Source organism: Qipengyuania gaetbuli (assembly GCF_009827315.1).
Taxonomy (GTDB): Bacteria; Pseudomonadota; Alphaproteobacteria; order Sphingomonadales; family Sphingomonadaceae; genus Qipengyuania; species Qipengyuania gaetbuli.
In genome coordinates, this window is record NZ_WTYF01000004.1 from 2026635 (window position 1) to 2053142 (window position 26508).

Annotated in this window: 24 protein-coding genes; 4 read left to right on the forward strand and 20 right to left on the reverse strand. The window is 62.5% G+C overall.

From position 1 onward, the window contains the following. Nucleotide 1: 1 nt before the first annotated feature. Nucleotides 2–1303, reverse strand: a complete 1302-nt coding sequence (locus tag GRI42_RS12510; RefSeq protein WP_234034044.1) for a sensor histidine kinase — start codon at nucleotides 1301–1303, stop codon at nucleotides 2–4. Nucleotides 1304–1308: 5 nt separating this feature from the next. Further along, nucleotides 1309–4143 carry a DNA polymerase I gene (gene polA, locus GRI42_RS12515; protein ID WP_160608804.1) on the reverse strand — a complete coding sequence of 945 codons (2835 nt, stop codon included), beginning with the start codon at nucleotides 4141–4143 and terminating at the stop codon, nucleotides 1309–1311. Between the two features lie 253 nt (nucleotides 4144–4396). On the opposite strand from polA, the gene GRI42_RS12520 reads away from it, so the two are divergent. Further along, nucleotides 4397–4648 (forward strand): hypothetical protein, encoded by a 252-nt coding sequence (locus GRI42_RS12520; protein WP_160608805.1) that lies wholly within the window; start codon nucleotides 4397–4399, stop codon nucleotides 4646–4648. Nucleotides 4649–4751: 103 nt separating this feature from the next. Here GRI42_RS12520 and GRI42_RS12525 read toward each other — a convergent pair whose 3' ends face one another. Both GRI42_RS12525 and GRI42_RS12530 read right to left on the reverse strand, forming a co-directional pair. After that, the gene (locus GRI42_RS12525; RefSeq protein ID WP_160608806.1) at nucleotides 4752–5774 is read right to left on the reverse strand and encodes a serine hydrolase; all 1023 of its coding nucleotides are present in this window, start codon (nucleotides 5772–5774) and stop codon (nucleotides 4752–4754) included. Nucleotides 5775–5899: 125 nt separating this feature from the next. Next, complete coding sequence (locus tag GRI42_RS12530; protein WP_160608807.1) at nucleotides 5900–6307, reverse strand: baeRF12 domain-containing protein; 408 nt, start codon at nucleotides 6305–6307, stop codon at nucleotides 5900–5902. Nucleotides 6308–6532: 225 nt separating this feature from the next. Between GRI42_RS12530 and GRI42_RS12535 the strand changes: the two genes are divergently transcribed. Together GRI42_RS12535 and GRI42_RS12540 are read left to right on the forward strand one after the other, a co-directional pair. Continuing rightward, the gene (locus GRI42_RS12535) at nucleotides 6533–8761 is read left to right on the forward strand and encodes a DUF305 domain-containing protein (RefSeq protein WP_160608808.1); all 2229 of its coding nucleotides are present in this window, start codon (nucleotides 6533–6535) and stop codon (nucleotides 8759–8761) included. A 78-nt stretch (nucleotides 8762–8839) separates the two neighbouring features. Further along, a complete protein-coding gene (locus GRI42_RS12540; RefSeq protein WP_160608809.1) occupies nucleotides 8840–9907 on the forward strand; it encodes a helix-turn-helix transcriptional regulator in 1068 nt (355 codons plus the stop codon). A gap of 243 nt (nucleotides 9908–10150) precedes the next feature. On the opposite strand, the gene groL is transcribed toward GRI42_RS12540, so the two are convergent. From groL to GRI42_RS12555, 3 genes are all read right to left on the reverse strand, one after another. Further along, a complete protein-coding gene (groL, locus tag GRI42_RS12545; protein WP_160608810.1) occupies nucleotides 10151–11797 on the reverse strand; it encodes a chaperonin GroEL in 1647 nt (548 codons plus the stop codon). A 53-nt stretch (nucleotides 11798–11850) separates the two neighbouring features. Continuing rightward, nucleotides 11851–12138 carry a co-chaperone GroES gene (groES, locus tag GRI42_RS12550; RefSeq protein ID WP_090477425.1) on the reverse strand — a complete coding sequence of 96 codons (288 nt, stop codon included), beginning with the start codon at nucleotides 12136–12138 and terminating at the stop codon, nucleotides 11851–11853. Nucleotides 12139–12288: 150 nt separating this feature from the next. Beyond that, on the reverse strand, nucleotides 12289–13704 hold the full coding sequence (locus GRI42_RS12555) for an MATE family efflux transporter (RefSeq protein ID WP_160608811.1): 1416 nt from the start codon (nucleotides 13702–13704) through the stop codon (nucleotides 12289–12291). Nucleotides 13705–13841: 137 nt separating this feature from the next. Between GRI42_RS12555 and GRI42_RS14180 the strand changes: the two genes are divergently transcribed. Next, complete coding sequence (locus GRI42_RS14180; RefSeq protein ID WP_160608812.1) at nucleotides 13842–14528, forward strand: helix-turn-helix domain-containing protein; 687 nt, start codon at nucleotides 13842–13844, stop codon at nucleotides 14526–14528. Nucleotides 14529–14541: 13 nt separating this feature from the next. On the opposite strand, the gene GRI42_RS12565 is transcribed toward GRI42_RS14180, so the two are convergent. From GRI42_RS12565 to cpaB, 13 genes are read right to left on the reverse strand one after another with little or no spacing between them, the layout of a single operon-like run. After that, nucleotides 14542–15120: a hypothetical protein gene (locus GRI42_RS12565; RefSeq protein ID WP_160608813.1), complete on the reverse strand. Its 579-nt coding sequence runs from the start codon at nucleotides 15118–15120 to the stop codon at nucleotides 14542–14544. Between the two features lie 46 nt (nucleotides 15121–15166). Then, nucleotides 15167–15631: an A24 family peptidase gene (locus GRI42_RS12570; RefSeq protein ID WP_160608814.1), complete on the reverse strand. Its 465-nt coding sequence runs from the start codon at nucleotides 15629–15631 to the stop codon at nucleotides 15167–15169. Nucleotides 15632–15640: 9 nt separating this feature from the next. Beyond that, the gene (locus GRI42_RS12575) at nucleotides 15641–16474 is read right to left on the reverse strand and encodes a hypothetical protein (protein ID WP_160608815.1); all 834 of its coding nucleotides are present in this window, start codon (nucleotides 16472–16474) and stop codon (nucleotides 15641–15643) included. Between the two features lies 1 nt (nucleotide 16475). After that, nucleotides 16476–17450: a type II secretion system F family protein gene (locus GRI42_RS12580; protein ID WP_160608816.1), complete on the reverse strand. Its 975-nt coding sequence runs from the start codon at nucleotides 17448–17450 to the stop codon at nucleotides 16476–16478. Nucleotide 17451: 1 nt separating this feature from the next. Then, nucleotides 17452–18453 (reverse strand): type II secretion system F family protein, encoded by a 1002-nt coding sequence (locus GRI42_RS12585; RefSeq protein WP_160608817.1) that lies wholly within the window; start codon nucleotides 18451–18453, stop codon nucleotides 17452–17454. Beyond that, the gene (locus GRI42_RS12590) at nucleotides 18453–19844 is read right to left on the reverse strand and encodes a CpaF family protein (protein WP_199800465.1); all 1392 of its coding nucleotides are present in this window, start codon (nucleotides 19842–19844) and stop codon (nucleotides 18453–18455) included. The genes GRI42_RS12585 and GRI42_RS12590 overlap by 1 nt, the downstream gene beginning before the upstream one ends. Before the next feature lies 1 nt (nucleotide 19845). Beyond that, nucleotides 19846–21021 carry an AAA family ATPase gene (locus tag GRI42_RS12595; RefSeq protein WP_160608818.1) on the reverse strand — a complete coding sequence of 392 codons (1176 nt, stop codon included), beginning with the start codon at nucleotides 21019–21021 and terminating at the stop codon, nucleotides 19846–19848. 7 nt (nucleotides 21022–21028) lie between these two features. After that, a complete protein-coding gene (locus tag GRI42_RS12600) occupies nucleotides 21029–21619 on the reverse strand; it encodes a TadE family protein (protein ID WP_234033949.1) in 591 nt (196 codons plus the stop codon). Then, complete coding sequence (locus GRI42_RS12605) at nucleotides 21616–22110, reverse strand: TadE/TadG family type IV pilus assembly protein (protein ID WP_160608819.1); 495 nt, start codon at nucleotides 22108–22110, stop codon at nucleotides 21616–21618. Before GRI42_RS12605 ends, GRI42_RS12600 begins: the two co-directional genes overlap by 4 nt. Beyond that, nucleotides 22107–23774, reverse strand: coding sequence for a TadE/TadG family type IV pilus assembly protein (locus tag GRI42_RS12610; protein ID WP_160608820.1), 1668 nt, complete (start codon nucleotides 23772–23774; stop codon nucleotides 22107–22109). The genes GRI42_RS12605 and GRI42_RS12610 overlap by 4 nt, the downstream gene beginning before the upstream one ends. Before the next feature lie 14 nt (nucleotides 23775–23788). Then, complete coding sequence (locus GRI42_RS12615) at nucleotides 23789–24070, reverse strand: hypothetical protein (RefSeq protein WP_160608821.1); 282 nt, start codon at nucleotides 24068–24070, stop codon at nucleotides 23789–23791. Further along, complete coding sequence (locus tag GRI42_RS12620; RefSeq protein WP_325065335.1) at nucleotides 24054–25547, reverse strand: type II and III secretion system protein family protein; 1494 nt, start codon at nucleotides 25545–25547, stop codon at nucleotides 24054–24056. Before GRI42_RS12620 ends, GRI42_RS12615 begins: the two co-directional genes overlap by 17 nt. Beyond that, nucleotides 25537–26460 carry a Flp pilus assembly protein CpaB gene (cpaB, locus tag GRI42_RS12625; protein WP_160608822.1) on the reverse strand — a complete coding sequence of 308 codons (924 nt, stop codon included), beginning with the start codon at nucleotides 26458–26460 and terminating at the stop codon, nucleotides 25537–25539. The genes GRI42_RS12620 and cpaB overlap by 11 nt, the downstream gene beginning before the upstream one ends. Nucleotides 26461–26508 lie beyond the last annotated feature (48 nt).

Below are 26508 nucleotides of genomic sequence, written 5' to 3' on the forward strand. Positions count from 1 at the left end.
ACTACGGATTGGCGTTATCGGTTGCAAGCGAAGCGGGGCCTTCGTCGGCAGGCAGGTCGATAGTCACGACGAGCCCGTCGGGCGTGAAATCCCGCGTGACCGATCCGCCGAACTGGCGCGCGGCGGAGTTCATCAGCAGGCTGCCGAAGCCCTGCCGCTCGGGCTCTCCGTCGAGAGGGACGCCGCTTTCCTTCCACACCAGCACGACGCGATCGTCCTTGCGTTCCCAGGATACGTCGATGGTCCCGCCGTTCGCCCAGGCACCGTATTTCACGGCATTGGTGGTCAGCTCATGGAACACGAGGCCGAGCGGCGTGATCCGCTTGGCTGGGACAAGTACTTCGGGGCCGCCGATGGTCGCCGTTTGCGAAGACGAGCGGTAGGGTGCGAGCGAGGTGTCGACCAGCGCCTCGAGCGAAGCGACCTGTGTCTCCAGCGCACCCTGACTTACTTCGTGCGCGGTCAGGAGCGCGCGAATACGCTCAGAAATGCTGTCCGTGACAGGCTTTGCTTCCGGTTTGTCGCGCGCGCTCATCTGGACGATGGCGAGGACCACCGCGAAGAGGTTCTTCACGCGGTGGTTGAGTTCGCGCGCAAGCAGGTCGGCGCGGTCGCGTGCCTCGACCACGGCAGCGGCCTGTGCGGCCTCCGCTTCGGCCCGGGCGGCCCGCGATACCAGCCTCGCGCCCAGCAGGATGGCGATCAGGATAAGGACGATGAGACCGCCGAGCAGCGGCAGGATGCGTGCCTCCAACCGGGCGGTTTCCGCAGCCTGTGCGGCCAGGATGTCGCGTTCGATCAGGCGCATTTCCTCGATCGCACGGCGCAGCCGTTCCATCGCTTCCTGCCCTTCGTCGGACAGGACCGCACGACGCGCATCGAGCAGGCGGCCGTCCTGCACCAGCAGCACGCTGCGTTCCATCTCGGCGAACTTGGCGCGTGCCAGGGCATCGATCTGGTCGAGCAGCTCTTCCTGCCTGACCGTGGTCTGCCCCTTGAGCAGTGCACGCAGGCGGCGCAGCGTCGGTTCGATCTGTTCGCTGCCTTCCTCGTAGGATGCGAGGTAACGCCGGTCGAGCGTGATGAGATAGCCGCGCTGGCCGGTTTCCGCATTGAGCGCGGCGACTTCGACCTGCTGCAATTCGGCAAGCACGCTGGCAGTCAGGCGCGACTGTTCTCGCTCGTCCCGTTCACTGGAGAGTGTCTGGTAGACGAGGTAGACGACCGCGATCATCAACGCGAAGATGACGAGCGACATCGCCGCATTGGGCCATCGGCGCGTCGTGCGCACAGCGGCGATCATCTCCTTCAATGCGCGGCCCCCCAGCTCTTGCCGGTCCCGATTTCGACGCCGAGCGGGACATCGAGGCTGACCGCGGGGCCGGCCGCACCGGCCATGACCTCCTCGATCACCTTCGAAGCGCGTTCGACGTCCCCTTCGGGCAGTTCGAAAACGAGTTCGTCGTGCACTTGGAGCAGCATACGCACCTTGTCGAGCCCTGCGTTTACAAGGGCTTCGTCCATGCGGACCATGGCGCGCTTGATGATGTCGGCGCTGGTGCCCTGGATGGGCGCGTTGATCGCCGCGCGCTCGCTGCCCTGCCGTTCGGCCTGGTTCTTGGACGAGATGCGCGGAAACCATGTCTTGCGGCCGAACAGTGTCTCCGAATAGCCGCGCTCGCGCACCCGCTCGAGCGTTTCGAGGATGTAGCGCTGGATGCCTGGGAAGCGCTGGAAATAGGTGTCGATCATGGCCTGCGCCTCGTCCGGCTCGACCTTGAGACGGCCGGCAAGGCCCCAGCGCGAAATGCCGTAGAGAATGGCGAAGTTGATCGTCTTGGCCCGGGCGCGGGTATCGCGCGTCACTTCGCCGAACATCTCGGTCGCCGTGCGCGCGTGGATGTCCTCGCCATTGGCGAAGGCGTCCTTGAGCGGGCCGACATCGGCCATGTGCGCGGCCAGCCGCAGCTCGATCTGCGAATAGTCGGCGGCGAGCAGGACATTGCCTTCTTCGGCAACGAATGCCTCGCGGATCTGGCGGCCGATTTCGGTGCGGATGGGGATGTTCTGCAGGTTAGGGTCGGTCGAGGAAAGGCGCCCGGTCTGCGCGCCCACGAGGCTGTAGCTCGTATGGACCCGGCCGGTTTTCGGATTGATCGCGTCCTGCAACGCGTCGGTATAGGTCGACTTCAACTTGCTGAGCTGGCGCCATTCCAGCACCTTGTCGGCGATTTCCGCGCCTTCGCCCGACAGGCGTTCGAGCACCGACTGGTCGGTCGAATACTGGCCGCTCTTGCCCTTCTTGCCGCCCTTGTAGCCGAGCGTGTCGAACAGCACGTCGCCCAATTGCTTGGGGCTGCCGACGGTGAATTCTGCGCCGGCAAGCGCGTGGATCTCCTTTTCCAGCCGTCCGGTCTCGGTCGCGAATTCTTCCGACAGCTTGGCCAGCCGCGCCCGGTCGACCTCGATGCCGCGCTGTTCCATCCGGGCGACTACGGGCACCAGCGGCCGGTCGACACGCTCGTAAATGGCCGCACCGCCTTCATCCGGCAGGCGCCGCTTCAGGTGCTGGTAGAGCCGCCATGTGACGTCGGCGTCCTCGGCGGCATATTCGGTCGCCTTGTCGAGCGGGACCTCGCCGAAGGGGATGGCCTTCTTGCCGGTGCCGCACACCTCCTTGAACGCGATGCAGGTGTGGCCGAGGTGCCGTTCGGCAAGCTCGTCCATGCCGTGGCCGCCGCCGATCCCGTCGAGGCCGCGCCCCGCATCGAGGTCGAAGCTGATGACCATCGTATCCTCGACCGGCGCGACCTCGACGTCGTAGCGAGAAAGGACGTTGAGGTCGTATTTGCCGTTGTGCAGGACCTTGATCACCGCATCGGAGGCCAGCAGCGGGCGCAGCGCGGAAAGCGCGGCATCCAGCGACACCTGGTCGGGCTTTTCGGCGAACATGTCGGTCCCGCCGTGGGCGAGCGGAATGTAGCAGGCATCGTTCGGGCCGAGCGCAAGGCTGATGCCGACGAGGTCCGCCGCCATGCTGTCGAGCGCACTCGTCTCGGTATCTATGGCGACCAGCCGTGCGGCCCTGGCGCGCTCGATCCAGTGCTCGAGGCGCTCTATCGACTGGACGCATTCATAGGCGCTCCGGTCGACCTTCGGCATCTCGGGTAGCGGCTGCCGGCTACCCTCGGCATTGGCGGGAGCGCTGGCGTTTTCCTGCTTGGCGGGATTGAGCTCGGTGGGCCTGCCGGGGCTCCCGGCACCGGCATCGAGGCGGCGCAGCAGGCTGGTGAAGCCGTGCTTTTCGAGGAACTGGGCAAGCGGGCCGGGCGGCACGCCGTCGAGCTTCATGTCCTCGAGCGCGACGGGCAGGGGGCAGTCCTCCTTGAGCGTCACGAGAATGCGGCTGAGTTCCGCGTCCGCGCGGTGTTCCAGCAGCCGCTCCTTGAGCTTGGACTTCTTCATGTCCTCTGCCGAATCGAGCGCAGCTGTCAGGTCGCCATGCTCGGCAATGAGCTTGCTTGCGGTCTTGGGCCCGACGCCGAAGATGCCCGGGATATTGTCGACCGAATCGCCCATCAGGGCGAGCACGTCGCCCACCTTTTCCGGCGGGACGCCGAACTTTTCCTCGACCTCCTCGATGTAGATGCGCGCGCTCTTCATCGTGTCGAGCATGTCGATGCGCGCGCCGTCCTTCTCGCCGACGAGCTGCATCAGGTCCTTGTCGGAAGACACGATGGTCACGTCCCAGCCCTGTGCCTGCGCGGCCCGGGCATAGGAGGCGATCATGTCGTCGGCCTCGACATCGGGCTCCTCGATGCAGGGCAGCGAGAAGGCGCGCGTCGCATCGCGGATCAGCGGGAACTGGGGCACGAGGTCTTCGGGCGGAGCGGGCCGGTTGGCCTTGTACTGGTCGTAGATCTCGTTGCGGAAGGAATGGCTCGACTTGTCGAGAATCACCGCGAGGTGCGTCGGGCCTTCCGCCTTGTCGAGATCCTCCGCCAGCTTCCACAGCATGGTGGTGTAGCCGTAAACCGCGCCGACCGGTGTGCCTTCGGGATCAGTGAGGGGCGGCAGCCTGTGATAGGCGCGGAAAATGTAGGCGGACCCGTCGACGAGATAGAGGTGCTTTTTATCGGCCATCATGGCGCTGCCTAGCAGCGGTTGAGGGTCTTGGGGAGCGGAAAGGCCTCGAAAAAATGTGGCCGACAAATGGCGGAAATCGGGCGATTTGGGGGCAAATGAGGCGAATTTGGGCATGAATGTGGCGAAATCGCTTGCAGCGCCACAATCCGGCCATTATTTAGGGCCTCGTAAGGCCTCGAAAGGGTCTTGCGCGGAGGAGGCGGATCATCGCCGAATTCGCACCCAAACTCGCTGTTTAAGGATTTATCTTATGCGCAAGATCGCTCTCGTTGCTGCCGCTTCGGCCGCTGCTCTCTCGCTCGCCGCTTGCTCGGAAGCCACCGAAGACGCTGCTGAAGCCACCACCGAAGCTGCTGCTGCTGACGCAGAAGCAAACATGGAAGCTGCTGGCGAAGCCGTCGAAGCAGCTGGTGAAGAAGTTGCTGCTGAAGCCGACGAAGCTGCTGCTGAAGTCGAAGCTTCGGTCGAAGGCGAAACCGAAGCCGAAGCTCAGGCTGACTAATCAGCCCGCTTCGCCGGTTCATCCGACGAAACACGAAGGGCGGTGCCGCAAGGCACCGCCCTTTTCGTTTGGGTGACAGACAGACTTGCGGGGAAAGCTGCGCTTACTTCCCGCCGAAATCGGCGTTGGTCCACACCCGCTTGGGATTGTTGGTCTGCGCCGAATAGCCATCGTGGATGGCCCGCGCGATCTGCGCGATCTTGGCTTCGCGATTGAGACGCGAACCCTGTCCCGTGACATAGATGGCAACCGCCACGGCGCGGCCGTCCGGCGTCTCGAGAATGCCGACATCGCTCGAGGTATTGTTGAGCGAGCCGGTCTTGTGGCTGACCCGCACGCTTTCCGGCATCAGCGCGGGGATGCGGCGCTTGCCCGTGCGCGTACGGCTCATGGCGCCGAGTAGCACGCGGCGGCTTTCAGGCTTCAGGAACTTGCCTTGGTAAAGGCCGCTCAGCAGGTCGAGCATCGCCTTGGGCGTGGCGCTGTCGCGCTTGTCGATGTGCTGCGCAGGGTCGTATTCGCCGTCGTCACGTACCAGGGTGGCGATATCGCGGTCGATGCTGAAATCCCTGATGCCCTGGCGGCGCACCCAGTCGTTCACCGCATCCGGCCCGCCGACAACCCGCAGCAGTGCGTCCGTGGCGGGGTTACTCGAGCGGGTGATCATGATTTCGATCAGGTCGATCGCCTTCATGTATTCACCCTCGTAGACCGGGGCGACCTTGCTGGAGAAGCGGGCCGACTTGCGCGGCAACAGGAGCGGGAATTCGCTGGTGAGGCTCCACTTGCCCTTCTCGACACCTTCGAGGAAGGTCGCGGCCACGGCAATCTTGCTGGTGCTCGCCATGGGGAAGCGCTGGTCGCCAAGGACGGTTACCATCTGGCCGCTCGTCAAATCGATGGCGGCAACGCCGATCCGGCCGTTCGAACCGTCGGCCAGTTCGGCCAGCCGCTGCTCGAACGCATTGTCGTAAATGGCCTCGAAGCTTTGCGGCGCGCGCAGTTCCGTGCCGAGCGCCGTATCGAACTGCTTGAGGTAGGAATTGTCCTGCGCGCTAAGCGTGGTCGGGGCTGCGAAGGCCAGCGTCGCCGCCAGGATTGTCTTGCCGAGGTTCTTCATTCGCATACCGTTACGTATAGCACAGTTTGGTTAGGGCCTGCTTAACGTAACGGAATCGAGCAAATCAAGCGCGCCCGCGACAGAATGTGTCGCAAGCACGCTCGATGCTTGTTTATCGGCGTCAAGACGCGTTACGCGGACGCAATCACCTTCTCGATGCGGTCGGTGCTTTGGCCGGTCACGGTCTTGTCGATCTCGCCCACCAGCCTGCTTTGCAGTTCGGAATGGTAGTGCTTGCGCATTTCGCCCAGTGTCTTGGGATCGGCGATGATCAGCACGTCCGTGATCTCGCCGGAAATCGCCTTGGCATTCAGCCATTCGGCTGCCGCGGCACCGTGGGCAAGCTCTTCGAGGTCGGTGCGGCCAAGCTGGCGGCCGATTGGATCCTGATGACGCACGCCGGCGCTGAAATTGCTCGGGCTGAGATCCGGCTTCTCTGCGTCCGAAAGCCGGGGCTCGAAGGGCTTGCCCGTATTGCGCATCACGGTGAAGCTTTCCCCGTCGACGATGGCGACGTGGGCCTTGTGCGGCACTTTCATGGGATATCTCCTCTGGCTCGTTCGATGTCTCATCCTGTCAACGGACGAGGGAGCGATCCGGTCCGCCAATCCGGCGCGCTGCGCGCTCGCCCTGCCTCTCGTGGTTCGACGAATTGCCAACCATCACGGGCCAACGACTTGAGCCTATCGCTTTCCGGCTTGACCGGCTTTGATCCATGACAACTATGTGCCCCGCCAAGGTTTGGGTTGCCCCGGGGGACTGACATGAAATCGATTATCCGCGTAACGGCTGCTGGCCTGTTGCTTTCCTCTTCCCACGCGGTGCTGGCGCAGGAAGTGCCCATCGTGCTGCCCGGTGCGCCGGGCGAAGCGCCGCGCATCATCGACAAGACCGAAGCCGTGGCGCTTTCGGACACGTCCTATTCTCCCGCCGACGTCGCCTTCATGCAGGGCATGATCGTCCACCACCAGCAGGCCGTCGACATGGCTGCCCTGGTGAAAGAGCGCACTAATAACGACGCAATCCTGAAGACCGCCGACCGTATCGAGGCGGGCCAGAAGGACGAGATGAAATTCATGCGCGAGTGGTTGGAAGCGCGCGGGGAAGCGGTCTCCATGCCCCATTCGGCGCATATGGGTCACGCCGGTCACGGCGGCATGAAAGGCATGGCCAGCGGCGAACAGATGATGGCGCTTGCTGCCGCTCGCGGGACCGAATTCGACCGCCAGTTCCTGATGCTCATGGTCGCACACCACCAGGGCGCACTCGACATGGTCGAGGCCCTGCACGATGCCCCCGGCAGCGCTTACGAACCGGTGATGTTCGAATTCACGAACGAGGTCGTCAGCGACCAGCAGGCCGAGATCGAGCGCATGAACGCCGTGCTCGCCGAACTCTCGACCGACCCGCGCGCCACGCTGGCCGCCGGTTTCCGCAACGCTGGCGAGGCGATTTCCGGCCTGCGCCTGGTCGTTGCGCAGCCCAAGCCCACCGGCTTTTTCGATCCTGCCAACCCCGCCGGACTCCAGCCGCGCATCGAGAAGGACAAGGACGAGAAGGACGAGAAGGGCGGCAAGGCCAAACCGGCCAAGAAGGCTGCGAGCGAGGACGAGGACGGCGAGGAAGAAAAGCCGCGCTTCGGCAAGCGTGGTTCGCTGCTCGACTTCGCCAATACCGACATGGCCTTTTCCGGCGACCTGATGGTGGCCGGCAACTATCACGGCTTCAACGCCTATCGTCTTGGCGAAGACGGCGTGCCGCAGCTGGTCAGCTCGGTCGTCTGCCCGGGCGGGCAGGGCGACGTCTCGATCGTCGGCGACCTGCTCGTGATGAGCGTGCAGGACAGCCGCGCGCGCGTCGATTGCGGCCTGCAGGGCGTCAATGGCAAGGTGAGCGAGGAGCGCTTCCGCGGCCTGCGCATCTTCGACATCTCCGACATCACCCGCCCGCGCCAGGTCGGCCAGGTGCAGACCTGCCGTGGCAGCCACACCCACTCGATCGTCACGGCCGACGACAAGACCATCGTCGTCTACAATTCGGGCACGTCCTATGTGCGCGACGAGAAGGAAATGGCGGGCTGTTTCAACACCGCCGGTGACGAGACCGCGCTCTTCAGCATCGACGTCATCGAGATCCCGGTCGCCAATCCCGCGGCGGCCCGTATCGTCGACAGCCCGCGCGTGTTTGCCAAGGACGGCCAGATCGCCGGCCTTTGGCGCGGCGGCGACCATGGCGAAGGCACGCAGGACACCAATGTCACGAACCAGTGCCACGACATCACGGTCTTCCCGTCGAAGAAGATCGCTGCCGGGGCCTGCTCGGGCAATGGCATCGTGCTCGACATCTCGAACCCGCTGAAGCCGACGCGTATCGCCGATGTGACCGACAAGGGCTTCGCCTACTGGCACTCGGCCACCTTCAACAATGACGGCACCAAGGTGCTGTTCACCGACGAATGGGGCGGCGGCGGTCGACCGCGTTGCCAAGCGGGCGATCCCGTGACCTGGGGTGCCGACGCCTTCTATGCGCTCAATGGCGACAAGCTCGAATATCGCGGCGTCTTCAAGCTTCCCGCTCCGCAGAGCGACAAGGAGAACTGCGTCGCGCACAACGGTTCGATCATCCCGGTCCCGGGCCGCGATATCTTCGTGCAGGCATGGTACCAGGGCGGCATTTCGGTGATCGACTTCACCGATGCGACCAACCCGGTCGAGATCGCCTATTTCGACCGTGGCCCGATCGACAAGGACCAGCTGATCACCGGCGGCTACTGGTCGGCCTACTGGTACAACGGCCGTATCTACGCGACCGAAATCAGCCGCGGCCTCGACGTCTTCGCGCTCGAGCCCAGCGAATTCCTCACTGCCGAGGAAATCGCAGCAGCCGAAGCGGCGCAGTACACGGGCGGCGTCTTCAATCCGCAGACGCAGACCGAAGTGACCTGGCCGGCAGATGTCATTGCGGCGGTGGAAGCCAGCCGCAAGGGCGGCTGACCGGAGCCGCCGGACGCAGGAGTCATTCGTCAATCGAGGCGAGAGCAGAACTCGCCGCCGTAATTCAGGGAGCCGATCTTGGGCTGGGTCGCAACCGCTCGTCTCGTCGAGGCGATATACGATGCCGAGGCATTCGCCGACGTCGTCGGCGAACTCGCGCAGAGCATCGGTGCGCGGTCCTTCTTCGGCGGCTTCGGACTGGAGGGCGGCCTCAGCGATTTCGCGATCGATAACGGCTGGTGGTCTGCGGAGCAGATCGCGCTCTACGGCAGCGCATATCTCGAGCATGACCCCTGTGTCGGCGCGATGCTGTCGAACTGGCGGCCGCAACAGGTGCTCGACCTCGAGCGGCTGATCGGCGGGCGCGAATTCGAAAACAGCCTGCTCTACCAGGACTTCATCCGCCCGATGGGGGACGACACCTTCCGTGCGCTCGGCGTTCCGTTCGAACTCGCTGGCGGCAAGGGGGCAGTGACCTTCCAGCGGGGGATTGGCCAGGCGAGATTCTCGGAGGAGGAGAAGGCCGCGCTTGGACGGTTTGCACCTGCCCTGGCACAGCTGTTTGCCGCGCGCGGAAAGATCGTCGCGCTCGAAAGTTCGGCCCAGCGCCACCGCGGCCTTGCCGACAGCTTCGGGCGGCCGATGATGACTCTCACTTCAGCAGGCAGGCTGGTCGAAGCCAATGCAGCTGGCCGCGCGCTGCTGAAGGCCGGACAGGTGCTGGAACTCCACGAAGGCTTCGTTCGCCCGCCCGCAATCCGGATGCGCCAGCCCTTCAAGGATGCGCTTTCGGCGATAGCGGTGCAGCCCGGCGCGGGAATGTCCGGCCTTCGCCTCACCCGGCCCGACGCGCCGCCGGATGAGGCAATCGCCTTGCCGCAAATGGACGGCACTATCCTGCTCGAGATCATGCCCGCGACAGCGCCCGACCTGTCGGCCGACCTGCAGCGGATCTATGGCTTGTCCCCTTCAGAAAGCCAGGTCGCTACATTGCTTTGCGACGGGCATTTGATCGGCGAGATTGCCGACCTCCGGAACACCAGCATCCATACCGTGCGCCTGCAGGTGCGCTCTGTCGCGGCGAAGATGGGCTGTTCGCGTCAGGTCGACATCGTCCGGCGAATAGCTGCCCTGCCGCGATATTAGTCTTCCCAAATACAATAATATAGCGCGTTTGCGTTATTCTTCCGGCAAGTCATGTCGCTTATCAGCGACTTGCGACCTGAAGGGAGCCTGTTAGACAACAAGCTTTCTCGACTTTGCACCCGGCGGGCCCATGCTCGCCGGGTCTTTTTTGGCGTTTTACAGCCGCACAATTGGTTCAACCGACGAAAAAGGCCCGGCGGATCGCTCCGCCGGGCCTCTTTTCTTTCGGCTGTGGTGCCGGGCTTAGAAGCCCATGCCGCCCATACCGCCCATGCCGCCCATGTCGGGCATGCCGCCAGCCGGCTTGTCTTCCGGCTTGTCGACGATCGCGGCTTCGGTCGTGATCAGCAGGCCGGCAACCGAGGCTGCGTCCTGCAGAGCGGTGCGAACGACCTTGGTCGGGTCGATGACGCCGGCAGCCACGAGGTTTTCGTAGGTGTCGGTCGCGGCGTTGAAGCCGAGCGTTTCGTCATTGGCGTCGACCAGCTTGCCGGCGACAACCGCGCCGTCATGGCCGGCGTTGGTCGCGATCTGGCGAACCGGTGCCTGCAGCGCACGGCGGACGATGTCCACGCCGCGGGTCTGGTCGTCGTTCGCGCCTTCGAGGCCGTCGAGAGCCTTGGTGGCGTAGAGCAGGGCGGTACCGCCGCCCGGGACGATTCCCTCTTCAACGGCTGCGCGGGTTGCGTGCAGCGCGTCGTCGACGCGGTCCTTGCGCTCCTTCACTTCGACTTCGGTGGCACCGCCGACCTTGATCACGGCCACACCGCCAGCGAGCTTGGCAAGGCGTTCCTGCAGCTTCTCACGGTCGTAATCCGACGAGGTGTTGTCGATCTGCGTGCGGATTTCCGAGACGCGCGCCTTGATGTCGGCTTCATCACCGGCACCATCGACGATCGTGGTGTTGTCCTTGTCGATGGTGACGCGCTTGGCCTGGCCAAGCATGCCGAGCGTGACGTTCTCGAGCTTGATGCCGAGGTCTTCGCTGATCATCTCGCCCTTGGTGAGGATCGCGATATCCTGCAGCATGGCCTTGCGGCGATCGCCGAAGCCCGGAGCCTTGACGGCTGCAACCTTGAGGCCGCCACGCAGCTTGTTGACCACCAGCGTCGCCAGCGCTTCGCCTTCGATGTCTTCGGCGATGATCAGAAGCGGACGGCCCGACTGGACAGCCGCTTCGAGCACCGGCAGCATCGCCTGCAGGTTCGACAGCTTCTTTTCGTGGATCAGGATGTACGGATTTTCGAGTTCGACCGTCATCTTTTCCGGGTTGGTGATGAAATAGGGCGACAGGTAGCCGCGGTCGAACTGCATGCCTTCTACGGTTTCGAGCTCGAATTCGAGACCCTTGCTTTCGTCGACGGTGATCACGCCTTCCTTGCCGACCTTTTCCATGGCTTCGGCGATCTTCTCGCCGACTTCCTTGTCGCCATTGGCCGAAATGATGCCGACCTGCGCGATTTCATTCGAGCCCGAGACGGCCTTCGAACGCGCCTTGAGGTCTTCGACGACCTTGGTGACGGCGAGGTCGATGCCGCGCTTCAGGTCCATCGGGTTCATGCCAGCGGCGACCGACTTCATGCCTTCGGTCACGATCGACTGGGCCAGAACGGTCGCGGTGGTGGTGCCGTCACCGGCGGCGTCGTTCGCCTTCGATGCGACTTCCTTGATCATCTGCGCGCCCATGTTCTCGAACTTGTCCTTCAGTTCGATTTCCTTGGCGACGCTGACGCCGTCCTTGGTGATGCGGGGTGCGCCGAAGCTCTTGTCGATCACGACGTTGCGGCCCTTGGGGCCCAGCGTGACCTTGACGGCATTGGCGAGGATGTCGACGCCGCGCAGGATGCCTTCGCGCGCGTCGCGGCCGAACTTTACGTCCTTGGCTGCCATTGGTGTTTCTCCTGAAATTCGTTTCTAGTGTCTGGAAGCGATGCGGATCGGGCTCAGCCGATGATCCCCATGATGTCGCTTTCCTTCATGATCAGCAGGTCTTCGCCGTCGAGCTTGACCTCGGTGCCCGACCACTTGCCGAACAGCACGCGGTCGCCGGCCTTCACGTCCAGCGGAGTGACGGTGCCGTCTTCGGCCTTCGAGCCGTTGCCCACGGCCACGACTTCGCCTTCGCTCGGCTTTTCCTTGGCGCTGTCGGGAATGATGATCCCGCCGGCGGTCTTTTCTTCTGCTTCGATGCGACGCACGAGCACACGGTCGTGCAGCGGACGAAATGCCATATTGATGACCTTTCTACTGAGAGTGAATGTCTGGATTGGCACTCCCACCCGGAGAGTGCCAGCGGGTGCGCATTTGGTAGCGCCCCGGCGCGGAGTCAACGGGGTCGGGGCCAAAAAATTTGCGCGGTGCCTGCCGAGGCGTGCGCGTTCCTAGAAGGCGTGGTGCGGCTCTGCCGTGAGGCCGAGTGTCTCGCGCCTCGCCCAGCGCCAGGTCAGCAGTCCGGCCGAGAAAACCAGTCCGATGGCCAGACCGATCCACACTCCGGTTCCCTCCAGCGGGGTATAGAAGCCGAGCCAGATTGCCGTGCCGAAGCCGGGCACCCAGTAGCTGAAGACCGCGATCAGCATGGGTACACGGGTGTCCTGCAGGCCGCGCAGGGCGCCTGCCGCAACAGCCTGGACGCCGTCGAACAGCTGGAACGCCGCGGCCACCTTCATGTAACGCACGGCAAACACGACCATGGCGGCGTTCGCGGCGAGGGTTGGATCGATATAGATGCGCAGGAGCAGCATCGGCGCGACGAGCATCAGGATTGCGGTGATGCACATGAAGGCACCGCCCATGGCAATGCCGACCCAGCCGGCCCGGCCCATCGCCGCACGGTCGCGCGCGCCATAGTGGTAGCCGACCCGGATGGTCGCAGCCTGACCGAGGCCGAAGGGTATCTGGAAGGCAAGCGCCGCAATCTGCAGGGCAATCGTGTGGCCTGCCAACTCGGCCGGTCCGATCCGGCCCATCAGCAGTGCGGCACCGCTGAACAGGCCGGCTTCGGCGATGATGATGATCATCACCGGCGTGCCCAGGATCACCAATTCGCGCATTCTCGGCCATTCGGGCCGCCACCAGTTGCCGAGGATGCGGTAGCGACGCAGGCGCCGGTCGAGGCGGATGGCGACAAGGTAGCTGGCAAGCTGGACGAACGAGGTCAGCACGCTCGCCAGTGCCGAGCCTTCGAGGCCGAGCGCCGGGGCACCGAGATTGCCGAACACGAAGGCGTAGTTGAACACCACGCTGGCGACCAGCGCGACGCCCGTGATGGCAGTGGCGAATACCGGGCGGCCGAGCGCGGAAACGAAATTGCGCAGGACGCTCGAGGCGATCATCGGCCACATGGCGAACATGATGATGACCAGGAAGTCGCCTGCCCGCTCGGACAGCGCGTCGTCCTGGCCGGTCAGCCGCATCAGCGCCTCGCCCTGCCAGCAGATCGCCATCCCGACGAGCGCTGCGACGACCGAGAGCCACATGGCCATGCGCACCGAGCGGCGAACCTCGCGGACCGAATGACGGCGCCGACCCAGTTCCTCGGCGATGAGAGCTGCAACCATCCCGACCAGACCGGTGAAGGCCCACATCGTCAGGCCGAACAAGGCGATACCGAGAGCGGAGGCTGCCAGTTCGCGCTCGCCCAGCCGTGCGACGAATATCACGTCGACCGCATGGACCAGCATCTGCAGCAGGTTGGCGAGCGCCAGCGGCCAGGCCAGCCGGAAGGTCGCGGCGATTTCCTCGCGCCAGCCGTCACCGCCCGCGGGCGTGGGCGCAAGCGGGCGATCACTGCGCATGGCCCGCTCGATAGGCCAGCCGGGGACACTTACCAATCCCGCGCCTGTTTCTGACCCTTACACGGTGACAAACTGGCACCGCTTTGCCACACTGCATTTCGTGATGACGCAGCATCGCACGCGACTGGGACGAATAGGTGAACGAGACGAGGACCGAGGAAACCTCCGCAGACGAGGCCGACCGGCGGCGCCGGAAACCCCGCCTCGTGCTCCGTCTCAATACCGGCGTTGGCCAGTCGGGCCGCGCCTTCGACGCGGAAATCATGAATTTGTCGCACAGCGGGATGCTGGTGAAGACGCAGGCGACGCTTGCTTTCGATGCCCCGCTCGAAGTGGTGCTGCCCAAGGTCGGGCCCACGGTGGCGAAAGTCGTCTGGTTCGATGACCAGCTCTATGGCTGCAGCTTTTCGACGCCGCTCACACCCGAACAGCTGGACGCGGCCAATGAGGCGGCGTCCGACCCGGATGAAACGCACGGCGTCGACCACGCTACGCTGGGGGGACGCATCCGCCACCTGCGCAATCGAAGGGGCATGACCATGCGGGGGCTCGCCGCCGCCGTCGGGGTCAGCAAGCCGACCTTGTGGAAGTGGGAAAGCGACCAGGTGCGGCCGCGGCACAAGACCATGCAGCGCCTCGCCGACGAGCTGGGCGTGAGCGAGCTGGAACTGGTCTACGGCACGCCGGACCTCGGCGAACCGGACGAGATCGTGCAGGGCTCGCTGGCCGAAATCGTGCGCGATGCGAAAAAGCGTATCGCCGAGGCGGCCGGTGTCGATGAAGCCAGGGTCGATGTCTCGATCGACTGGGGCGACGGCGATTAGGCCGGCGCCCGGCTCAGTCCATCAATACGAGCCGGTCCCTTATCGCGTCGTAGCGCAGGTCCAGTCCTGCTCGGCGGACGGCATCGAGCGACAGGCGGTCGCCCTGCGGAAGCTTTGCATCGTCCATCGCCAGCCCGAGCCGTTCGAGCGCGGACAGGAGCTCTGCGCGCCCGATCTCGATACGGGTCGCATCGACCAGGATGATCGGCAGCTCGGTCTGCGGGCCCTTTTCCCGCGCCAGCGCCTTGGTCACCCGCATGCCGTCGGGCCCGGGATTGAAGTTGGGTTTGAGCGAGAAATCGAGCGCGAGGATGTTCCTGTCGGAAGATCCGCGCGGCGCGGGACCCATGCGCGACGGCTCCGGTGCGCCGGGCGCCTGCGGGGCAACTTCGGCAAGCTTGGCCGCCTGTTCGCCCGTGTCGGCGCGCTGCGCTGCGTGGCCGAACTCGACTACGCTTTCGGCAGGGGCAGGTTCGAGCGCGACGCGCAGGATATCGCGTGACGGGTCCTGCGGGCGGACTGCCGCAGCCGAGGCGAAGGCAAGGAACACGACGAGGAATGTCACTGCTACGGTCGCGGCGATGACCCCCATTTGCATGACCTTGGTCCGGTACGGTGGAGGAGGAGCGCGTCCCATCTCAGACCGCCAGGCGCACGGTGGAAAGCGCCACCGCGCCAATCGCGATCGCGAGACCGTAGGGCATTTTGGCAAAATCGTCCTTGCGTGCCCGCAGCTTTGGACTGAATTTCCGGGCGAGGAGCCAGAAGATGGCCATCACACCGCCCATCAGAAGGATGACAAGGGCAAGGGCCGGCGCAAGCTGGATCGGGAAGAAGGCCGCCACGCCGGCATAGAACTTGCCATCGCCTGCCCCGAACATGCCGCCGGCGAATAGCCCGTAGCCGATCAGGAAGGCGACGACGACATGGGCGAAATGCAGGCCAAGGCCGACCCATCCTACCGCAGCGAAGGCAAAGCCGAGACCGGCAATGGCAATCGCAAGCGACAGGTAATTGGGCAGTTTGCGCTTAAGCACATCGATGAGGGCACCGATGGTCGAAAGCGCCGCGAGAACCCCGAAGGACAAGGAGGCGATGGCCATTTCGAGCGGTTATTTCTTTTCTTGCTCGACCTTGGGCGCATTAAGGCTGACCCGCACCGGATAGCCCTTGGCAGGCGTGGCGGACACACGCGCCTCTTTTCCGATGCGCACCCGCATGGGATAGCCGGAGGTGGCACCGACACGGATTTCGGCCGGACGGGCAGAAGCGCTGGGGCGCATCTGCTGGCCGTTCACACTCACCCGCACGGCAGGCTTGGCGGGTGCGTCGGCCACTTCGGCCACCGAGACACGCACGCGCTCGGGCGCGGCGAGAGGCTGGGGCGCACCGAGCGCGATCCGCGAAGACGTCGCGCCGCGAGCCAAGGTGATGCGGCGTTCCTGCCCTCCGCTGACGACCACGCGTTCCTGTTCGGCCGGGATATCGGGGCGCACGGCCTCGTCGGACTTGGCGAATTCGGTGTAGGCTTTGCGAGCCTCCTCGCGCTGGGCGTAGAGCGTGCGCAGGTCCTGCCCGAGGTCGCTAGCATAGAAGCGGTCGAGATTGGCAGCGAACTTGGTCTCTTCCGGTGCCAGGGTGACGGCAGCACGGAAATAGCGTTCGGCGAGATCGCCGCGGCCGAGGCGGGCATAGGCCACGCCAAGGGCATTGGCAGCTTCAGGCGCGGTTTCGCGATTGAGTGCGGCGCGCTGCAAGGCGGGCAGGGCGTTGCCGATCTGGCCTTCGGCCAGCAACCGGCGTCCTTCCTCGAGATCCGCTTCGCCGAAGACCGGCTGGCTCGCCCGCGAATGCTTGCCGAGATCGAAAGCGCTGAGGAAGTTCTGGCAACCGGACAGCGGCATTACCACCGCCAGGGCTGCAAGGGTTGTAGGGATTCTCTTCATTTTATCCTCCTCCTGCCATCGCGGGGCCAAGTTCACGGACGAACCCGATAATTGCCGGCAGCGCCAATACGCCAATCATCACCGGTAGCATGCATGCCACTAGAGGGATTGATACGAGTACCGGAATACGGTGGGCTTTTTCTTCGGCACGGAGGCGCCGAGATTCTCTCATTTCACCAGCATAAATCCGAAGCGTGTCAGCTATGCTGGTGCCTAATTTGTCCGACTGGATCAGGAGCGTCGAAAAGGAACGAATTTCTTGCACGCCTGAATTGTTGGCGAGCTGACGCAAGGCTAGTTCTCTGGACGCGCCTGCGCGCATCAAGAGTGTCGTCTCGACCAAAAGCTCTGCTATTAATGTATGTGACCCACTCATCTCGCGGCCCACTTTGTCGAGGGCTGCCTCTAGGCCCAAACCAGCTTCGACACAGACCAGAATGAGATCAAGCGCGTCAGGGAAGCCATTGATAATCTGTTCTTTGCGCCGGTCGGCCTTGGCGCGCACATACAGGTTTGGCAAATACAGGCCAACTACAGCTAGTATCGAGCTGACAAAATAAAGCTTTAAAACCGATGGCGGTTCAGCGCTGAAAAACGAGAGAAGTAAATAAATTCCAGGCAGTGCGAAAACCAATAATATTTTTGCAATAGTAAATGTTCTCACCGCACCTTTGTTGCGATAGCCAGCCATCCGAAGTTGTTGTTCTAGCTTTAAGTTTTTTTTGTCAGACAGACTTATGCCGGACTTCTCGATAGTATCGGCGATTTTGGCCCATCGATCCTTGCGCTGATCTCTAAGCAAGTCGACCTGGGAGGTGGCCGAAGTCGCTGCATCAAGCCGAGCAATCTGGCGGCTAGCGCGCCTCCGAGCCTCAACTCCATTTACGACGATAAGGATTGCGCCGGTAACCAGAGCAAAAACAATCGCTAGGGCAAGAATGCGGAAAGCGGTGCTTGAGGCTGCAATCTCTAACATGTCACACCTTGAGGTTGATCATCTTGCGCATGACTATGACGCCGACGATGTATAGGGTCACCAGAAACGCCCAGCCCCAGATGAAAATTGGGTCGTCCGCTACGTCCAAATAGAATGATGGCGCCGCGAGGAACGTCATTACAAAGGCGAAGACGGGCAATACCGAAAGCATCCAAGCAGTCATGCGACCTTCGGAACTTAGAGCACGGACTTTGAGATAGAGGGCCGCGCGCTCACGAATTACGTTTGCCAAGTTCTCGAGAATTTCCGCAAGGTTGCCTCCGGTTTCCCCTTGGACAGAGAGCGAGATGACAAACATTCGCATGTCTTCGAGTTGCCAACGCTCGGCCATTGCATCGAGAGCCATCGTGAGATCCGCACCATAGGTGACCTCGTCGCTCACCAATCCGAACTCAGATCCGATGGGATCTTCCATTTCTTGCGTGAGCAAATCGATTGCGGAAGCGACAGGATGGCCGGAACGAAGGGCTCGGACGAAGATGTCTAATGCAACGGGAAATTGGCTCTCAATTTTCTTTCGTCTACCCGCCGCCATCCGCTTGAGGACAAGATAAGGGAGCATAATTCCAGCAGCAATTGCGAAGATCAAACACACCTGGACAGCGCCGAATCCCAATTCGGCACCAGTACCCAATGCAATTGCCAAGGCGATGACAAATAGTATGGCCGCGCCGACCAACATCGCCACGACGACCTGCGAGACACTCCAACTAACACCGGATGTATAGACATTGTGTTCGAAAGAGACGACCGCATTTCGGATCAATGACGGTAAGCCTTCGTGTTCTCGAGGACGGTTCTTCAATAACTCGCTGTAGAGTTCCTCGCGGTTGGTTCCGCTTTGGATCATTGTCATTCGACGGTTTGCTGCCGCAGAATGAGCTCGCTTTGATGCGACTACTCTTCCAATAGTTTGGAATAATAGGAAGGCAGCTGCGAAGATTGCGAGCAAGAATACGATGCGGACAATTTCTGTAGCCATCAGCCGATCTTCATGTCTGGACGGAACAGATCCGCCGAAAGGTGGATTCCGTGCGCTTCCGCGTCGGCGAGGAACTTGGGCCTGATGCCAGTCGCCTCGAAGTGACCGAGCACGCTGCCGTCTTCCCCGCGGCCGGTCATCTTGAAGCGGAAGATCTCCTGCATGGTGATCGTCTCGCCTTCCATCCCGGTCAGCTCGGACAGGCTCTTGATCTTGCGGCGACCGTCGGAAAGGCGGCCGACCTGGACCACTACGTTGATGGCCGAAGCGATCTGCGCGCGCGAAGACTTGGAAGTAATATCGATGCCGCTCATGCCGATCATCTGTTCCACACGACTCAGCGCGTCGCGCGGCGTGTTGGCGTGGACAGTGGTCATCGACCCGTCGTGGCCCGTGTTCATGGCCTGCAGCATGTCGAAAGCCTCGCCGGCACGGACTTCGCCGACGATGATGCGGTCGGGACGCATTCGCAGGGCATTCTTCACCAGGTCGCGTTGCGTTACCTCGCCGCGGCCTTCGATGTTCGCCGGTCGCGTTTCGAGGCGGGCCACATGGGTTTGCTGGAGCTGGAGTTCCGCCGAGTCCTCGATCGTAACGATACGCTCTCCCTCGTCGATATAGGACGACATCGCATTGAGCAGGGTCGTCTTACCCGAACCGGTACCGCCGGAGATCAGCACGTTGCGGCGCGAGCGCACGATTGCCTCAAGCACCGGGGCCATCTGCTCTGGCACGCTGCCCAGGTCGATCATCTTGGCGATGCTGATCGGCTTCTTGGCGAACTTACGGATGGAAAGGAGCGATCCATCAAGGGCAAGCGGCGCGACGATGGCGTTGACGCGCGAACCGTCTGCAAGGCGTGCGTCGACGAAGGGCGAACTTTCATCGACCCGTCGTCCGACCGCGCTGACGATTTTCTGGATGACGCGCATCAAATGCTTTTCATCCTGGAAGCGCGTGGCCACCCGTTCGAGCTGGCCGCGCTTTTCGACGAATACCGTTTCTGCGCCGTTGACGAGAATATCGGTGATGGTGTCGTCCGCCAGCAGCGGCTCGAGCGGACCGAGGCCCATGAGTTCGTCGACCAGTTCCTGGACGAGCTGGTCGCGTTCCTCGCGGTTCAGCGGCTCGTCGAAATCGGCGAGCAGTTCGGGCAGCATGGCCGCGATTTGAGACTTGATTTGCTCAATTGGCGCCTGGTCGAGCAGGGCAAGGTTGAGCCGGTCCAGCAGATTGCGATGGATCGACAGCTTGAGCTGCAGCATCTTTTCGGTCTTCTCGTCCTTCCGGCCGAAAAGAATGCGTTGCTCCTCTTCGGTCGAGATGGGCTCGGACGTGGTTGCAGGATCGTGATCCTGGTTCTGGCTATCGTCTAGTTTGATCTTCCACATGTCAGCTGTCCTTCTCGATCTTGTCGCCGAGTGCTGCTGCCAATTCCGCAAATTGTTTCGAAAGTTTCGCGCGCTTCTGAAGGTGCGAAACTGCATAACCTTGTAGCTGAGCTTCCTCGAGGAGAGAGGGATCATCCTCAAGCATCTGTTCGACCGGATGGTGAAGCAACTCCTCCATCTGGGAGGCATCTGCTCGTTTGAACAATCCGGATTCACAGCGGTTCAACACGATGGCGATTGAATCGCGTGGACGGCCAAGCATCTGGAGAAGCGACAGCTTGCGCTTGACGTGACGCAGGGCGGAGAGTTTGCCTAGGCCTACGAGCACCACGACATCAGCGGAGAGCAGGACAGGCATTGCCCAGTTTGCGATCGTCGATGGCATGTCGAGGATTACAAGGTCGTAGCGCTTTCTAGTTTCACGCAAAACCTGTGAGACGGCCTCGGCTGGTGCACTTTCAATCGGCTCTATTTCGTCCGGCGCGGCGATGAGATCGAAACCGTCATCACATTTCATCGCGACCGAGCGGATCAGTTCATCATCTATCCTGCCGACTGCACCGAAAAGGTGATGAATTGTGAGCTTGGCCTGTTTGTCGAGATAGGCTGACGCGTCTCCGCTCTGCAATGACAGGTCGATCAGGGCAGCACGGGCGTTGTCGCCCAGGTGCTCGGGCATCAACGGGGCAAGCTGGGTAGCAACTGTCGTTGCGCCGACTCCACCAGCGGCACCGATGACCGCGATGACGGGCGCAAGTTCGACAGGGGCTGCCGGCGTTTCGCTGATGCGCGCTACATCGATAATCGCAGCAACGAGTTCTTCACTCGAAAATGGAAGTTCGAGCACGTCGGATACGCCCTTGCGCAAAAGAGAGCGCACAGTCGCAACCGGTGCGGCCTGCAGCCCTGCGATCACCGGAAGATTGGGCCTCAGGGCACGAAGTCTTTCCAGGCGTGCCAGGGACGAAGGATTGTTGGAATCGATTTCCACGACAGCGATGGTTGCATGCTCGATGGCGGCGGCCGGGAAGTCCTCAGCTAGTCCGGTGTTGTGCAGGGTTAGTGCGCTGTCGAGGATAGCGATGTTCCCAAGCGCCTCCTCGCGTGCAAACACGTGCACCCCATCAGGTAGCGTCATTCCGGTATCCGTATGGTAGGTGTCTGAGAAATCGGTCATTGCAAGCTCAATTCGAGAAACTTCCAGCGCTGTCTTCCGCGGTCAGGGAATAAGCGAAGGTGGGAAGGTTTAGGGTGCCGAAAATCAGCGATGTAATCGGCGTATGGGTCATGCCAGTCAGCCTCACCGTGACGATAGGAGCGACGTCCGGACCGTTGGGGTCCCCGGCGTAACCAAGGCCTGACCATTCGTATTCGACGATAAGGTTGTTGGCTGCGATGCCCGATTTTATTTCCTGCATCCGGTCCAGAATAGAATCGAACGCGGCTTGGTTGTGACCCCAGGCAGTGCAGCTTGATGAAGTGCAGGTAACCTTGGGAAACGATCCTGCTGGAACGACGGTGCCCTGGGGGATGCCGCCCGAAACCGCGAAACTGTAGTCGCGCAAAGTTGCCGGAACCATGTCCGTAGCGACTGCCCATCGGGCACCGATCTGGACGGCCTTTTCTGCCCGATTGACCTGCCAGATGTAGTAGCCGACGTCGATTATGCCGATAAGGAAGAGCAGCATGACGGGCAGAACCAAGGCGAACTCTGCGGCAGAGGCTGCTGCGTTCTCGCGTCCATATCGTTTCAGGAGATGAAGTGAGCTCATCATATGCCGTTCACCACTGCCTGCGCCGACGAACGCACCTGGTAGGTGCCATCGATCAGACCCAGGGCGCCAAAGAGCGAGGGATATGTCGCGGCGGCTGTGACCGTAACAACGGGCGCTCCGCCCGCATTGCCCTTGAAAATCCCTTGCGAGGCGTATGAGGCGTCGCAAGTGTGGGTAACCGTGATCAGGTTTGCGTCCCAGTTGGAAATCCGGGGCGTCGTGCCATTCAGGGTTCCGGTGCGCGTCACGGTCTTGACTGCGGAGACTGCTGCCGCGCTGGCCGCTCCGGAGCAGGGAAAATCGGCAAATGGCCTGCGACCTGCATAACGGGCGCCTTCGCGGACCGCCTGCACGATCTTCTGTTCCGTATAGAAGTAGTGGCCGGCCTCGAATCCGCCGAAGAGCATGACCAAGAGCAATGGCAGCATGAGCGCCATTTCCGCCGCTGCGGCACCGTCGTCGCGGATGGCAAAGATGCGCAGGGCCTTCATTCGATGAGATACGGGACGTCCTTGCGGACCTCCTGCCCTGATGTTCCGCCGCCCCCGACAGTCGTCGCGCCGATCACCTCGACATAGACGTCGGAATTGTTCGTGAAGCGCGTCCCGTCCGGACCGACGCGCCGCGCGACCGGTTCGACCAGGAACACATCTACAAACTTCAGGATATCGGCGTCCGTCGTGCTGGCGCCGACTTCTTCAGCCGTACAATTGATCACAGCGATGCTCAGGATGCGACGGTCTGGGGTGCTCGCGGGCGCGATCCCGGGGGCCTGGCAAAAAGGCGTGCCCTGATGCTCGTAGTCTATCGTTTTGATCGGCGGAGAAGTCCGCGTGTGCTGGAATGTCCGCCTGTTGAGATTGGAAACACGCTGATCGTAATCATAGCGATATTGCTGATAGCGGGTGGGCGTCGATCGGCCCGACAGCTCGGCATAGCCATAGTTCGACCAGGTCGTGGGCATCGCGCCAAGACCATTGGTCGCATAGTAGGCTGCACGGTCCCAGTTGCCATCGCCGATGCGGGCACTCCCATTTCCTGAGCAGTTGCCTGCCAAGCTTAGCGCATGGCACTTGTCTCGCGGATAGCCCATCGGTTGCGTATTTGAGGGGTCGATATTGTTGACCGCATCGACGGGACGATAGGGTCGCGGGCCAACCTCGAAGCCGCCAGGGCCGATGGCGCACGATCCACCGCTGCCGCCAGGCGCCACTTCACGCACCAGGTCGATCCGGCTGTTCGCCGACGGCGGGCAGAAAGTATTACCCGTGCCGCAGGCATTGTTGAGGCCGTTCGCGTAAATTCCGAAGCGAACATTCAGGGCATCAAGCACGCTAACCTGCTGGCCCGGCTTCACGTCGGCACCGTCCATGGAGACACAATCGCCCGGGAAGTTTTCGCGACCCAGTGTCTGTGCCGTTGCGACTGCACCATTGCCTGCATTGGTCTCGAGATAACCGAATACGCCCGGACCGTAGCTTCCTACCGGTTCGTCGGGGTCCTCTCCGGCACCATTCTGCCCGTTTACGTTCGCGACGAGGCGAATGCCCTTGCCGACATAATTCGCAATGGTGAATTCCGGGTCGTTGCTTTCGTTGGGATTGCACATCATCACCGGAGGGACCTTGCAAATCGCAGAGCCAAGGCCCGCGACTGCAAGAGCGATCCCGTCCGCGTTGGCGACGCCGGTGACGGCAACGAGCGAATACGTTACCTCGCGCCCGTCGAGAGTTACCTCGACATAGTTCGCATCGTCATCGCCTGTGGCGAGGGTAAAGTTGTTCCGGTCGGTATATTCGGAGAAAAAGCGGATCGCCGGGAATGCAGAACACTGGTCAGCGGAAACACCCACGGCTGTGCCGACCGTCAACGCATCATTTCCGTCGGCCAGCAATGTGGTATTCGAAACCAGTCCGATAGCGGCATTGCCAGCCCTGGCGCAGGCACCAACGCGACCGTCGAGCTGGGTCGCGGCGGCAAGGGCTGCCTGGTCTGCGCCGTTCTGCAGCTCGGAGTCCATCCCCGCCATGCGGGCGTAGTCGAAGCCCAGGCCCGCCATGGCGACGAGCGGGATGAGGGCCAGCGCATAGGTAGCAGCGACTGCGCCGCTCTGGTCCTTGTGGAACCGCCTCAGATGATGAAGTGCGCGGGCCATCGTTTCATGTCCTATCAGTCCGGCTCTTCCGTGGTGGAAACGCGCTCGGGCTGTTTGACCTGGTCGTTGCGAAGGCGATCGATCGCGTCGACAGCGTTGTCGGCCGAAGTCGGCGGGATCGGGTCTTCATAGACCGGATTGGGGTCGATCACCTGCGCTGCCATGGTCCGGCGGTTCGCCTCGCCCCAGGTGGTGTCGGCCATGAAATCCTCGCCGCTGCCGGTGGCGCAGCCGGCCACTGCCAGCGTGCCGCCTGCCAGAGCAAGGGTGCGAATGAACTTAGAATTCATAGTCATCGGCGCCCTCCTGCGCGGTGGTTTCGGTGCCCTGCTGCGTGTTCGCCGGGGTTCCACCCTGGATCGGCGGCAGGTCGTTCACGCGGTGCGCATTGCCGTTGAGCAGCACGTCCGCCTGGATCGGGTCCTTCACGCGGTCGGTCGGCAACTGCACCTGTTCGGGCCGGATCGGCGCGACGAGGCGCGGCGTGACGATGATCAGCAGTTCCGTCTCGCCCTTCTGGAAGCCGGTCGAACGGAACAGCGATCCGATGATCGGGATCGAGCCGAGGATCGGGATCTGGTTGACCGTCGTCTGGAAATCGCGCTGCAGCAGCCCGGCAATGGCGAAGCTTTCGCCGTCGCGCAGTTCCAGCACGGTGCTGGCCCGGCGGGTCTGGAGGCCCGGAATGCGGATGCCGTTAAGCTGGATGGACGCGTTTTCGTCGATCGAGCTGACTTCCGGTTCCACGACCAGGTTGATGACCTTGTTCGACAGGACTGTCGGAGTGAAGCCGAGGCTGACGCCGAAGGACTTGAACTCGACCGTGATGCCGTTCTGGCCGCCTTGACCGCCACCACCGCCGCTTTGAAGGACCGGGATAGGGAATTCGCCGCCGGCCAGGAAAGATGCCCTCTGACCCGAGAGTGCGACAAGAGTCGGTTCAGCCAAAGTCTTGGCAAGACCTTTTTCTTCAAGCGCGTCGATCGCGATGTCCACATTCAGACCGAGAATGTCCGTGAAGGAGCGCGTCAGCACGCCGAACGTCCCAAAGAGTTCATCCTGCCCGAGGCTGCGGTTTCCGTAATTGCTGCTTGGAAGCGCATCCTCTGGTGTCGCGATAAGCTGCGACCCCAGTCCAGTTAGGCCTGATAGCCTTCCGCCATTTGAGGAAAAAAGCGTGCGCACGCCCAGTTCTTTGCCGATGCTGCGCGACACTTCGGCAAAGCGCACCTCCAGCATGACCTGCTGGCTGCCGTTGAGCGTCATCAAGTTGAGCACGTTGTCCGTGCCGCCAGCATAGGCCTTGGCCAGCTGGACGGCGCGGTCGGCAACGCCGGCATCGCTGACCGAACCCGACAGGACGATCGCTTCACCCGACATGCGGGCATCCACTGCCTCGCCGGGGAGAAGGTCCGAAATCTGTTCGCGCAGGCTCAGCACGTCGGGGCCCACGGCGATGTCCATCACTGCGATGACCTGGTTCGACCGGTCGTAAAGCGTCAGCGAAGTGGTGCCGATCTTCTTGCCCAGCACGTAGACCGAACGGTCCGAGACGGGCAGGATGTCGGCCACTTCATCGTTGCCGATCATCGCGCGGTCGATCGGCACGTCGGCCGTGACGACCTGGCTCTTGTTGACCGGGATTTCGACCGTACCGGCGTGCATGGAAGCACCCGAATACTGCGTCTGGGCCAGGGCCGGGATGGGAAGGGCCGCCGCGGAAAGCGCGGTGGTCAGTGCGAATGCCGCCAGGGCTGCTTTCTTAGTAACCACGGAGAGCCTCCACGGAATAGGTTTCTGCTTCGGTGCCGCGCACGACGCTCATGGTCGGACCGCGCGGGCGTGCCGGGGCACTGGCCTGTTGCGGAGCAGAACTAGCTCCGCGCGGGGCCGGCGAATAGGAAGGACCCGCCACTGCCGGGGCAGCGCCCCCCATGCGGCGGTACACATAGCGTCCGGCGCCTCCCAGATCGTTAGCAACTACGGTTTCCGTAGCGCCAACTTCCTGGTTCTCGACATTGCGCAGCGCCAGGCTGAGCACGCCGATCTCGCGGGCGAGCGCCAGTTTCTGCGCGCCGTAAATGTCGGTCTGCAGCGTGGCGGTCTTGCTCACGATCGGTTCGGTGTTGTTCTCGTCGGCCACCTGGTCGATGCCGAGGACGAGGACGTTCTCGAGCGCAACGGTGGTCATCTTGTCGGTCGGCTGCGCACCTTCACCGGGGATCTGGCGGGTCAGGATCACGTCGACCACGTCGCCCGGACGGACGAAACCGCCCACGCCGGATACGTCGTTGATCGGGATCGACACGGCGCGCATGTCTTCTGGAAGGTTGGATGCCAGGGTTGCGCGACCATTGTCGCCACTGACCTTGGAGGCAAGGACCGGTTCGCCGGGTACGATCGGGCGCAGCGCCACTCGGCCACCCATCATCGCCTGCTCAAGAGACGTATAGGCGCCTTGGGGCACCGAATCGCTGGGCCAGTTGACCAATCGCACATTCGTGTCTGTCAGCTGCTGGCCAAAGGCGAGGGGCTGGGAAGCGACGACAATGCGGGCAAGTTGCTGCTGCTCAGCAATCTCCTCTTGTTGTTCTTCCATGCCGGAAAAATAAGCATTCGCGAGATAGACGGCGACTAGGCCGAGAAACACGGCAATGCCGGCGATCAGCAGATTCCTGCCCTGCATGGCTTACCCCCCTGATTGATTGCGGGCATTATGTGCCCAAAGCGAGAA